Source organism: Dapis brunnea BLCC-M229 (assembly GCF_050015995.1).
Classification (GTDB): domain Bacteria; phylum Cyanobacteriota; class Cyanobacteriia; order Cyanobacteriales; family Microcoleaceae; genus Trichodesmium.
On record NZ_JBNHEP010000002.1, the window covers coordinates 47,803 to 59,395 of the forward strand.

The 11,593-nt window shown below is 35.8% G+C and carries 10 protein-coding genes and 3 pseudogenes; 5 read left to right on the forward strand and 8 right to left on the reverse strand.

Annotation, left to right across the window (positions count from 1 at the left end):
• Positions 1-185 precede the first annotated feature (185 nt).
• The 3 genes from ACP6PM_RS00500 (at position 186) to ACP6PM_RS00510 (ending at position 3,035) form a co-directional block, all read left to right on the forward strand.
• Positions 186-1,889: an aminotransferase class I/II-fold pyridoxal phosphate-dependent enzyme gene (locus tag ACP6PM_RS00500; protein WP_426580840.1), complete on the forward strand. Its 1,704-nt coding sequence runs from the start codon at positions 186-188 to the stop codon at positions 1,887-1,889.
• A 406-nt stretch (positions 1,890-2,295) separates the two neighbouring features.
• Positions 2,296-2,880, forward strand: a complete 585-nt coding sequence (locus ACP6PM_RS00505; RefSeq protein ID WP_426580842.1) for an ISAs1 family transposase — start codon at positions 2,296-2,298, stop codon at positions 2,878-2,880.
• The gene (locus tag ACP6PM_RS00510) at positions 2,844-3,035 is read left to right on the forward strand and encodes a hypothetical protein (protein WP_426580844.1); all 192 of its coding nucleotides are present in this window, start codon (positions 2,844-2,846) and stop codon (positions 3,033-3,035) included. The genes ACP6PM_RS00505 and ACP6PM_RS00510 overlap by 37 nt, the downstream gene beginning before the upstream one ends.
• Before the next feature lie 338 nt (positions 3,036-3,373).
• On the opposite strand, the gene ACP6PM_RS00515 is transcribed toward ACP6PM_RS00510, so the two are convergent.
• The gene (locus tag ACP6PM_RS00515) at positions 3,374-3,523 is read right to left on the reverse strand and encodes a hypothetical protein (RefSeq protein WP_426580846.1); all 150 of its coding nucleotides are present in this window, start codon (positions 3,521-3,523) and stop codon (positions 3,374-3,376) included.
• 297 nt (positions 3,524-3,820) lie between these two features.
• Between ACP6PM_RS00515 and ACP6PM_RS00520 the strand changes: the two are divergent.
• Positions 3,821-4,762 (forward strand): annotated as a pseudogene (locus ACP6PM_RS00520) (thioredoxin domain-containing protein); the annotation flags it as partial.
• A 981-nt stretch (positions 4,763-5,743) separates the two neighbouring features.
• Here the strand turns inward: ACP6PM_RS00520 and ACP6PM_RS00525 are convergent.
• The 4 genes and pseudogenes from ACP6PM_RS00525 to ACP6PM_RS00540 all read right to left on the reverse strand — a co-directional run bounded on the left by ACP6PM_RS00525 (position 5,744) and on the right by ACP6PM_RS00540 (position 6,950).
• Complete coding sequence (locus tag ACP6PM_RS00525) at positions 5,744-5,977, reverse strand: tetratricopeptide repeat protein (RefSeq protein ID WP_426580848.1); 234 nt, start codon at positions 5,975-5,977, stop codon at positions 5,744-5,746.
• Between the two features lie 105 nt (positions 5,978-6,082).
• Complete coding sequence (locus ACP6PM_RS00530) at positions 6,083-6,262, reverse strand: hypothetical protein (protein ID WP_426580850.1); 180 nt, start codon at positions 6,260-6,262, stop codon at positions 6,083-6,085.
• Positions 6,263-6,349: pseudogene (locus tag ACP6PM_RS00535) on the reverse strand (hypothetical protein); the annotation flags it as partial.
• A 76-nt stretch (positions 6,350-6,425) separates the two neighbouring features.
• Positions 6,426-6,950, reverse strand: a complete 525-nt coding sequence (locus ACP6PM_RS00540) for a hypothetical protein (RefSeq protein ID WP_426580851.1) — start codon at positions 6,948-6,950, stop codon at positions 6,426-6,428.
• Between the two features lie 286 nt (positions 6,951-7,236).
• On the opposite strand from ACP6PM_RS00540, the pseudogene ACP6PM_RS00545 reads away from it, so the two are divergent.
• A pseudogene (locus ACP6PM_RS00545) lies at positions 7,237-7,879 on the forward strand (transposase family protein); the annotation flags it as partial.
• Here the strand turns inward: ACP6PM_RS00545 and ACP6PM_RS00550 are convergent.
• From ACP6PM_RS00550 to ACP6PM_RS00560, 3 genes are all read right to left on the reverse strand, one after another.
• Positions 7,834-8,052 (reverse strand): hypothetical protein, encoded by a 219-nt coding sequence (locus ACP6PM_RS00550; RefSeq protein ID WP_426580857.1) that lies wholly within the window; start codon positions 8,050-8,052, stop codon positions 7,834-7,836. The pseudogene ACP6PM_RS00545 and the gene ACP6PM_RS00550 sit on opposite strands and share 46 nt — an antisense overlap.
• A 279-nt stretch (positions 8,053-8,331) precedes the next feature.
• On the reverse strand, positions 8,332-9,243 hold the full coding sequence (locus ACP6PM_RS00555; RefSeq protein ID WP_426580853.1) for a GUN4 domain-containing protein: 912 nt from the start codon (positions 9,241-9,243) through the stop codon (positions 8,332-8,334).
• 414 nt (positions 9,244-9,657) lie between these two features.
• Complete coding sequence (locus tag ACP6PM_RS00560) at positions 9,658-10,722, reverse strand: glycoside hydrolase family 24 protein (protein ID WP_426580855.1); 1,065 nt, start codon at positions 10,720-10,722, stop codon at positions 9,658-9,660.
• Positions 10,723-11,593 lie beyond the last annotated feature (871 nt).

The window sequence follows — 11,593 nt, forward strand, 5'->3', positions numbered from 1 at the left end:
ACACCAATAATTGAAACTCTCAAAAATTTCACCACCAGATTTATAGTCAACGGTTCTACAACAGGAATTATCGCCAGAATTCTAGTAGCTACTTGTAGAAATAGAGAGAAAATAATTTTGCCAAAGTTTCGTAGCTACTTCCAGAGGAAAATTAATCAAGGCTCCTAAAACATAGAAAATTTCAAATGCTTAACCAAACCAAGACACCAATAGTTGAAACTCTCAAAAATCTCTCCCAAAAATCTCATGCTTCTTTCTATGCACCAGGACATAAACAAGGAAAAGGCATTCCACAACCACTCACTGAATTACTCGGTACAAAAGTTTTTCCAGCAGACTTACCAGAATTACCAGAACTAGATAACCTCTTCGCTCCAGAGGGTGTAATTCAAGAAGCTCAAGAATTAGCAGCAGAAACCTTCGGCGCATTACACACTAAATTTTTAGTGAACGGTTCTACTACAGGAATTATCGCCGGAATTCTAGCTACTTGTGGAAATGGAGAAAAAATAATCTTGCCTCGGAATATTCATCAGTCTGTAATTTCCGGTTTAATTCTATCTGGAGCAATTCCGATTTTTATCTATCCAGAATATGACTCTCATTGGGATATTCCTCTGAGCATTACTCCCCAATCTATCGCCCAAACCTTAGCCAAACATCCCGACGCTAAAGCAGTAATGATAGTTTATCCCACCTATCATGGGGTTTGTGGAGATATTCGAGCGATCGCCGAACAAGTACATAAATATAATATTCCTCTATTAGTAGATGAAGCTCACGGAGCTCACTTTGCTTTTCATCCAGAATTACCAATACCAGCATTAGTCGGTGGAGCAGACTTAACTGTACAGTCAACTCATAAAACTCTAGGAGCTATGACTCAAGCATCTATGCTTCATATTGGAAGTAATCGTATCGACCTTTATCGACTTGAGCAAGCATTACAGATATTACAGTCTAGTAGTCCAAGTTATTTACTTCTAGCTTCCCTTGATGCAGATCGGCAACAAATGGCTTTATTTGGTGAGGAGTTGATGAGTCAAACTCTAGAATTAGCTAAGAATGCCAGAAATAGAATTAGTCAACTGTCGAATTATTCGGTATTCGAGCTAGAAGGAAAGAGCAAGAAGAAAGAAGAAAGAAGTTTGACTTGCTTATCAGGAGATTCAGATTTATTAGAAAATGAGATTAAACAAAAGATTGAAGAATCAGGAGAAATATTCTCAATTCCTAACACTCAACTCCTAACTACCAACTCCCCAATAGAGAATGAGGTTAAAGAAAAAATTGAAGAATTAGGAGAAATATTCTCAACTCCTAACCCTCAACTCCCAACTCCCAACTCCCCAATAGAGAATTATTTCAACCCAGGATTTATTGCCCTTGACCAAACGAGACTAACTATTAAAGTCTCTAATATGGGATTGAGTGGGTATGAAACTGATGAAATTTTGCATCAGGAATTAGGAGTCACCTGTGAGTTGCCCAGTTTCCAAAATCTGACATTTATTATTTCTCTGGGGAATACAAAGACAGATATCGATCAATTAGTAACTGGTTTAGTTAATTTAAGCGATCGAGGTCAAGTTAACTTGCCTACTAATCACAGAACAAAATTTAACTTCCAGGTAACTGATTGTTCCATACCAGTCTCTCCCAGAGATGCTTTTTTTGCCGATCAGGATTGTTTGCCTATTGAAAAGTCTGTAGGATATATCAGTGCCGAATTACTTTGTCCCTATCCACCAGGTATTCCAGTATTAATACCTGGTGAAATTATTACAGAAAAGCATCTTCAGATACTTGAACAAGTCCTGGCTAATGGTGGCATAATAACAGGGTGTAGTGACCCTATTCTTAAAACTATCAAAGTCTCTAGATTTTAGTTTTGACTACTTGACATCCTCCCGACGTTGCGCATGCCGCGACAATGAGGGATTCCTAAACCTCCCGACTCAGGACTTTCTGCTGCCTCTTTCAGAGGAGCTTCGATAACGTAGCACCTGCCTCCAAGGCCAAACCTCTTTCTGGTCTTACGGTTGCTCCACAGACAAGCCAGTGCGGTCTTGGGGGTCTCCCCCATGAGCGACTGGCGCTGACACTGTTAGCCTAGCAGCCTAATTCTATTTATAATAGCATACCCTTGTAAGAACCGCAAGATTGATTGGTTTTCCAATTGCGCTCCCTTCCCCCCCCTTCTCAAGGCAGGGCTGTTTCATTCTCAAAAAAGGTGTAGAATTATAGAGTAAGGAGCAGATTTATTTGGTATTCTTGGCCAAAATATCAAAATATATGGAAAAAACCCTGATTGATTACCTGAAAGAAATACCTGATTTTCGTGACCCGAAGGGCTGTCGTCATCCTTTATGGTTAGTATTGTTGATTATGATCATGGGTATAATTAGTGGTTATTGGGGTTATAGACAGTTAGGCAGATTTACTCAACGTCATCGTCTCAGTTTGATTAAACTATTAAATATCCCTCAAGCTCGTGTTCCTTCATATTCAACTATCAGACGGGTAATGGTACAGTTAGATTACCAAAAATTACAAATAGCTTTTAATCAATGGAGTCAAGAATATAGTAAAATCAGCTCCCATGAATGGGTATCCATAGATGGAAAAAGCTTGAAAAATACTGTTAATAATTATGATACATCTGAGCAAAATTTCATCAATTGTGTATCAGCATTTAGTCATGAAAGAGGGCTGGTCTTAGGAATAAAAATATTTAATAATAAACAAGAAAGTGAAATTACGATAGTTAGACAACTACTAGAAATATTGGACTTAAAAGGAGTAGTTTTTACCCTTGATGCTTTACACTGCCAAAAAAAACCGTGGCAGCAATTATCGAAACTCAAAATGATTATTTAGTTAAAGTTAAAAGGAATCAACCATTATTATATGCAAAAATAGAAAAGCAAGTTAAATCAAGCAAAGCCGTAAAAAGGTATATAAATGATGAAAAAACTAGAAATCGCCAGACAATAAGACAAGTAGAGGTTTTTCATATACCGATGGGATCTTGATGATTTATGGCAAGATGCAGGTTGTGTAATCAGAGTCAAACCTAGTGGTAATCGTGGGTGAAAATCAGTAGAAAGTATAAGTTATTATCTTTGCTCTCTCTCACCATTATCTGCTAGTCTAGCCTCTGGGATTCGAGGACATTGGTTAATTGAAAATCAACTACATTGGGTAAAGGATGTAATTTTAGAGGAAGATTTAAGTCCTCAAAAATCTGGCTTTTCTGCCATAAATTTCTCTATTTTAAAAACTTGGGTTTGAACTCTGCTGAGAATACATGGTTTTGCCGGAATTAAATCAGCGATATCAAACTTAAGTCATAATCTAAAATATATACTTTCTATTTGTGCTTAAGTCTGGTATTAAATCCATTTTTGGCTCTGAACAAGGCTGTGTTGCGATCGCACAGGGCAATTATTGGGTCAGTTTGACATTGGTTGGTGACGATAGTGCTACGCATCCCTAGGCGATCGCGCGACCATATTAACAATAAATGGCCATTTAAGCTAATATTGGCCGAAGTAAAGCCCTAAATCTGCTCCTTACTCTATAATTCTACACCTTTTTTGAGAATGAAACAGCCCTGCTCCCAGGAGGGGAGTAATTGATAATTTCTGGATGAGAATTGATTTGATTTTTAATTTTCACCAGATGTCTTTTAAAGATGTCACAAATAGTTTCAAACTTTAAATGTCAAATAATTGCCTCAAACCTTTCTCTTGTCAAAGTTTTTAGCCTATCCAATCTAACTTCTGAATTCTGAATTCTGAATTCTGTGAAATGGTATAAGTATGGTTCTCATGTTCATTTGTTGGTACGCCGGAATCTAATGCGGGCAAGTAAGATAATGCAGCACAGAGTGTTGGAAAATGACAAAATTACTGTTCATTGGCAAACTGAGGTGGTAGATGTTTATGGTAAGGACGTTGCTGAACCAAGGGATGAATCTTTGATTCCCCACACTCCCCACACTCCCCACACTAATTCATCCCACAAATATGCAACGGCTGGTAAGAGTCGCTTGGAAGGAGTGGAGGTGAGAAATAGTCAGACTGGTGAACATAAGAATTTACCAGTTGGAGGTTTGTTTTATGCAATTGGTCATACTCCGAATACTCAAATTTTTCAAGGGCAGTTGGAATTGGATGAGGTCGGTTATGTGGTGACTCAAGAGATAGTCAAAACTAGCGTTCCTGGTGTTTATGCTGTGGGTGATGTGCAAGACTATGAGTTTCGTCAAGCTATAACTGCTGCTGGTAGTGGTTGTATGGGGGCGATGTTGGCAGAGAAATGGTTGTCGTCAAAAGGTTTGGCACAAGAGTTGGCTCCAGAAAAGAATGTAGAGAAGTCGCCGGAAGAATATGAAAATGGATTGGTTGCTGATACTGTTGAGAGTTTTGACCCGAATGCTACTCACCATCTGGGGGGTTATGCTTTGCGTCGCCTTTACCATCAGAGCGATCGCCTAATTGTTGTAAAGTATTCTGCTCCTACCTGTGCTCCATGTCATACTTTGAAACCTATTTTGGAGAAGGTGATACAGGAGTTTGAGGAAAAAATTCATTATGTGGAGATTGATATTGAGGAAGATCCCGAGATTACTCAGAATGCGGGGGTGATGTCTACACCGACGATTCAGTTTTTTAAGGATAAGGGTTTGGTCAAACAGTTAAAAGGTATGAAGCGTAAGAGTGAATATAGAAAAGTGATTCAAAGTAATGTAGGCTAATTAAGTAGATGGGTGGGAAAACTTCTAACTATGTCCGACGCAAAGGAAATGTAGTTATAATCCTGTAGTGGACCGTTTCATCTTAAATGTTGCATTAGAAAATGGGGAGATGGGGAGATGGGGTGATGAGGGGATGGGGTGATTACTAAAAAAGCTAATGCACAGTTTTAGCTGAAACAGTCTAGTAGGTTGGGTTAAGCGACAGCAAACCCAACAGTAATGTTATAGCGCTACGAAGTCAGATAGGGGAGCCGTCGGATTAGCGACGAGAAGTCACAAGTAATCTTTAACTGAGTTTTCGGTGCCCAAATCCTGCGCAAACAGCATTTAGCAATGTCCGCGCCCTTTGCTTCGACTGCTATATACTAATTTTAAATCTTTTCATCCATCCCTCCTTAGTGGGAAAAGCACAAACATTTTCATTCTCTGAAGCTCCTGAAAAAAAATCAGCGCGTCAAAGGAATTTCAGTTGCATCCTCACAAAAATTCTGATATACTAAAAACTATCTGGGGTTATTCGCCCATACACATGATTTTTTATTCAACTAATTTTTCTGACTCAGAAACCATCAAATATTCAGGAATTTTCCCCACAAGCTACCCTGGTTGTTTTTCCGATCGTCAAATACTTCCATCCATCCTTAGTGGGAAAAGCACAAACATTTTCATTCTCTGAAGCTCCTGAAAAAAATCGGCGCATCAAAGGAATTTCGGTTGCATCTTCACAAAAATTCTGATATACTAAAAACTATCTGGAGTTGCTCGCCCATGCACATGATTTTTTATTCAACTAAAAATAGTTATAATTTCGAGCGCGAATGCTGTAGAAAAGAAAATCAATTTAAAAGAGACCAAATAGTTTCTATAGTCGATCGGAATTTCCAACTACTCATTTGTAAAATTATTTTATTAAATTGGTTTTATGTAGAAACAATGTTATGTTGGGTTGAGGAATCGAAACCCAACATACGCTATTTACTCCTAACGAAAGTTATCTAATCCCTCAAATGTAAAAGAATTTTCTTTCTTTTTCAGAAATTCAATCCCACCTTGTTGTTGTGCTTTTTTTTCTGCATTATCAGTCGATTTAATAAATACTTCAAAGTCTTCAATAGCACCATTAAAATCAGATATTAATCCTCTGGCAAAACCTCTATTATTGCGAATCAATCCATTATTATGGGCAATTTTAACTGCTTTTTCACAGGCAAACATTACCTTTTATACTTGCTTGTTCAGACTACCTTCCCAACAAAGATAATTCCAATTATCAGCAGAAATTTCTAAATCTGAATCCAATTCTTGAGCCTGATTATAAGCTTAAATTGCTCTATCAAATTGACCTTGTGTAACTAATTTATTTCCAAGTAAATTATCTGTTTCCTCTGTGGTATCAACCGAGGCAGTTGTTGTTTCTTCTCGATAATAGTTGTCATAATTGTAGATAGTTACTTTTCCTGTGGGATTAAAAACAGCAACAGCTTTTCCTTGTTGAATCACTTATACAACAGCTTGAATAGCTTCATCGCTCCAATTAAAATAATTGCGATCGCCAATATAAATCTCTCTACCCTCATCAATAGAAACATTAAATTTGCTTAATTATTGTAATTTCAAGGTTTGCATTCCTTGTTACTGAATTTGATATATCTGCTCTTAAATTTTAATAATTTAGTCTTTGTTTTTGATCCTCAAAATATTTTCTAAGTCTTGTTTTTTGACTTTCAAAATCATCTAATAAATTATCTATCTGTTTCCTTGTAATATCTGACAATTCATATCTGACTTTTCCCAAAAAATATTTTGACAAATCATTATATTTTCCTTCTCTCAAATATTCAATGTCATTCTCAAATGCTCGTAAATTTTTCTTATATTTATCTTCCATCTCATAATGGCCAGAAACTCTTTCTGGTGTCGCATATCCACCTGGACGATCGTTGCGCATGTCTGAAAGGTAGTCATTTAATCGATTTATCCGTCCTTCCAAATCTAAAATAATTCTATCTATTTCTTGATGATATTCATTTTCCATTTTTCTTAAATTATCTTGATAGTCAGCATCTAGACGCATAAAGTCACTTTGACGCCTATATTGGTAATCATCTGAAATTTTATTACTAATATTTTGGTAATTATCTGAAATTTTATTACTAAGGTTCTCTATTAAATCAGATAAATTTCCCAAAGCTTTATAGTCATATCCTGATTGAATAGTAAGCTGATGCAGTGATTACCTGTAATAATCACTGCATCAGAAGCATCTCCACCTATCGCAACTGAACTTTTCCCAGAAGCATTAGACCTCTTGCAAAAGTTTTTTATTGGTTGTTGCCCATAATCAACTGGGATCATACAGCGATCGCTATCTCATGGTGGCGATCGCCAATCCAAAAAAGTCAATTAAGTTTTAAAACCAGAATAATTGTATAATTATTAAAGACAATTATTCACCAAATAAAATTGATTGAATTATGAAATATTGGCAAGCAAAAAAATTACCGCAAACTGAATTTCAGCGTTTAACAGGGGTAAAAAAACTTTTAGAGTGATGGTTCGCACTATCAAAGCTAAAAATAAAGAAAAAAAGAAATTAGGACGCAAGTCCAAATTAATCGTTGAAGACCAAATTTTAATGACTCTTCAATATTTAAGAGAATATAGGACTTATTATCATATTGGTTCATATTGGAAAATGTCCGAATCTAACGTTTGTCGTCTTGTGCATAAAATTGAAAACATATTAATAAAATCTCGTCAGTTTCGACTCCCTGGAAAAAAAGAATTATGGCAAACTTATTCTGAAGAAGAACTGGTAGTAATGGATGTAATGGAAAGCAAAATTGAAACACCTAAAAAACGACAAAAACAGTTTTATAGTGGAAAACAAAGAGAACATACACTAAAAACACAATTAGTAATGAGTGCAAAAAAGTGAAAAAATATTATGTTTAGTCAATGGAAAAGGCAGAATTCACGATTTTCAACTTTTTCAAACACAGTGGAGTCAAATTTGGGGATTTGACTAAAGTGATTGCTGATAAAGGATATCAAGGAATCGCTAAAATCCATCAATTAAGTGAAACCCCGATTAAGAAAAAGAAAGGAAAAAAAGTTAAAATTCCACCAACATCTTTTGTAAATCCCTTCTGTTGGGTAGTTGAATTAATAAATTCACTCTCCTCAATTTGCTCAAGTTTTGAGGCTAGTTTTTCCAGGTCACTATCCTGCTCAAGGTCATATTCTCCTACTGTCTTAATATCATCTAACAAGAATTGTTCATTAGACATGGAATATCCCTCTGGCTAAAAATAAGGTGTAGATTTCACAAGTTATATAAAATCCGGTTATACAGTAATTGCAAAATTACTTTCTCTGAATACAGATATTCTATTGAATACGAATTATACAATTTCCAAGTTCCAATCTTTTCTTTCTCCTGGCTCCTGACTCCTGACTCCTGACTCCTGACTCCTGACTCCTAGCGCGATACGATAACTAATTACCCGGATTCTATATTAGTTTGTTTTTATTTTTCTAGCTTATCCTAAAAATTACTGAGTCGCAAATTATCTACTACCACCACAAGTTGTTAGTCGCGATATCAAAGCCAAAAAAGTTTCCGCAGCCATCATTTGACCTACCCCATAACAAGCTCGTCTGCGCCAGATAATTATAGGTAAGTGACCCTCTGGAGCTTGGAGGTTAAACGACAATTCATCATAATATTTCCAACTTTCTCCATCTCGCCATCCCAAGCGATCGCAAAAATCTCCATATTGTCCACTCACACTTTCCCATATACGTTGTTGTGCATTTAAGCCAAACAACCCATTACTATAATATTCCCAAAGCCAATCAATAGTACAAAGGTCTGTACAAGGAAAATTCTCAATATCTGCCAACTGAAGCCAACCTTCTTCCTGCCTCAAAGTTACTTGTAGCAACAACTCCCAGGTAAGTTCATCTGCTTTTCGCCATTTTCCAGCAGCTAAGAGATTAATCAGTGGGTTATAATCTATTCCCACTTCTGACATTGGTGGTTCGGGAGTTGGCATAGCATTCAATTTTTCATCAATATTATATAGGGTTTCTGCTAACGTCTCTGGATTAAGTTGTTCGAGATGATAAAGTACCCATTGTAGTTGAGAGTTAAGTTGAAAGCGTTCTATTGCTGCCTGATGTAACTGAGATTGTATTTCATCCAGTTGCTTTTTTAGATCCCTGTAATTTTGATTGTCATTTACTTCATCTGCTGGTGCAGTTGGTAAACCAGAATTGCTATTATGATGATTGGCGTTTTCCGTAGCTTGTAAAATTTGCCACATTTTTCTAGCCCAGTTCAACTTTGCTTGTTCTTTTTGTTGGTAAATTTCTGCTGTAGCAAAGAAAGCGGTATCTGATTTTAAATTCCAGTCACAAATAGAGCAAAACTCTGGCACTGTTTCAACATATTCTGCACCGCAAATAGGACATAACATAATTTTTTTTCTTAATCAAAATCAGTCAAAACCAATATTATCAGGACTTACGCGGGCGAACCCAGAAACCCGGTTTTTTCGTAGATGTTTATTATACCATGCATGACAAAAGAATGTTACGAATAATAAGCAGTATTAAAAGACTCGAGCAGAAATGTCTATTTGACGAAAAAGAGAAATTACAACATAAAAAATGATATCAAACTTATTCATTCTGACTCCTGTCTCTTGACTTACCCTCCTGGCTCCCCTCCTGGGAGGGGCGGGGGTGGGTTGGGTTAGGAGTGAGTTGACTTCTAAGAAATAGCCTAACTATTTGTAGCAAACATTTATCAATTTGGTATTATACCTCTCCAAAAATCCCAAATCAAATCAATTATTATCCATAAATTATCAATTATTTCTCCCTATTCCCTATTCGCTATTTGATTGATAAAGAGCCAATTTCTGTTCATAAGTTCCGACAAGTTTAGGCATGAGTCGTTCCACATCTGTTTCAGTTTCCCCAAATGATGGCCACACCATATATAACTTTCTAAAAGCTTCTTCGACTCTCCCTTCTTCAATATCTTTCAGAGCATCTTTTTCTCGAATCAATTCTATAGCTACACGGTCTTGATAGGTAGGACTAAAATTCTTAGCCTTGACTACAGGAGCAAAGCGATCCCAAGAGGTACTCAGAAACTGATATCGCCCAGCAGCATCAGAACAAAGTTCCTTGCCATTACTAAGGGCACATTTCAGTTCTCTGGGATGGTCTTTAAAGCTAGAGAAATGACTACCTGTATATTGACGATAATAACCTTGAGGCCCTGTTGTACCTTCTGTGACGGAAATTGTATCTAGAAAAGCTCTGATTCTGGGAACATTTACTGGATAAGCCCAATTTTTAGTTGGATCTATCTTAGGCATAACTACTGATGTTGCTGACTCTTTTTCATCAGCATTTGCACTCCCACCCACTTGCCGAAATAGTTGTGAGATTGCTATGAATAATCCTAAAATAATTAATAGTGAGGAAGCTAATTGGAAGTTAAATAGTTTAGACAAGTTTAAAGTCTTTTTCTGCACTTTCCCAGTAGTGCGGTGATTTTTAATTTTGTCTTGAGAGGAAGCTGATTTTTTCAAGTTTGTAGTAATAGGAGACAATGTTTTTTTTTGAATAGTAGGTTTTTTTTGAGTAGTAGGGAGTATTCCGGTTTGCTGACCAAATTTTAGTAGAGAATTAATAGTTTCTACTCGTTTGTGTTGATGAGATTCCCAATTTTGAGAATGAACACTCCGCACATTTGCAAATGCTATAACATCTGCTGGAGTTATTTTTTCTAGTGGTTTTTTGACAAATTTCAGAAACATTTGAGCTATATATAAATGAGAAGATTGCTGTATAGGAGGAATTTGTTGTAACCAGATATTTATTAACTCAAGGTCTGAAATTTTTTTTGCTTGACTTCTTTGTTGTGCTTGTTGGTTATACATGACACACCACCTAAATGTTTGAGATTAAGACATCAGACTGAATTATAGGGAGTATAGATTATTTTACTATAAACAGTATTATTTGAGATTTAATTTAATCTATCTTTTTGTTTTTAGCAAGTTTTTTTCTACTGAATTTAACTATTTTAGTCAAAAGTCATAATTAAAAAGCCAAAATGAAATATGGATGATAGGAATCACAATAATATAATTTGAAAACAAGGATTGCTACAATTAATCAAGTTGGAAATTTATGCTCTGATGATAAAGTTTTCTCTAGTTCTGCTAATGCAGGTTAATTTCTAGCTTTTTTTATTACTTTCTGGAAAACATATTTCTTTTTATTTCTTCCTTAGCTACATTATAGGTAACATTTTTTTATGAAATTGCTATAACTTAAATTGTTAGTCCTAAAATAGTAAGGATAAAGGATATTAGAACTCTTTTCTATTCCCAGTAATTCCTATTCCCTACTATTATCATTACTTGTTTACCGAAAAATTAAGGTTTAAAGCTTCTCCTTTAAAATCCTTTTAACCAATCCTTCTATTACAGAAGAGGTAATAATTAATTATTAATTATTAATTGTTAATTATTAATTGTTGAACAGTACCCTGATTTTTTGTAAGCATTCAGCTATTAGCGGTCAGCTCTCAGCTTTTTAAGGAAGGATGTAGCTCAATATACTATTAAGGTTAACTAGTGGACTTTTACCAAAAAATCAGGTCTAAAATCTTCCCTTGGATAGGGGATGAACAAAATCAACATCCGTATTTCAATCCCAATGGTTTAGGCAGATGTACTGATAATTGATAATGGGACTTACACAACTTAACTGGTAAAATTAGACTATAATGCTTGGTCTACAATA

What these genes read in the sequence shown, in the direction of transcription:
- ACP6PM_RS00550 (WP_426580857.1), bottom strand. Translation starts at nt 8,052, where the DNA reads ATGTCTAATGAACAATTCTTGTTAGATGATATTAAGACAGTAGGAGAA.
- ACP6PM_RS00500 (WP_426580840.1), top strand. Translation starts at nt 186, where the DNA reads ATGCTTAACCAAACCAAGACACCAATAGTTGAAACTCTCAAAAATCTC.
- ACP6PM_RS00555 (WP_426580853.1), bottom strand. Translation starts at nt 9,243, where the DNA reads ATGTTATGTCCTATTTGCGGTGCAGAATATGTTGAAACAGTGCCAGAG.
- ACP6PM_RS00525 (WP_426580848.1), bottom strand. Translation starts at nt 5,977, where the DNA reads ATGTTTGCCTGTGAAAAAGCAGTTAAAATTGCCCATAATAATGGATTG.
- ACP6PM_RS00505 (WP_426580842.1), top strand. Translation starts at nt 2,296, where the DNA reads ATGGAAAAAACCCTGATTGATTACCTGAAAGAAATACCTGATTTTCGT.
- ACP6PM_RS00560 (WP_426580855.1), bottom strand. Translation starts at nt 10,722, where the DNA reads ATGTATAACCAACAAGCACAACAAAGAAGTCAAGCAAAAAAAATTTCA.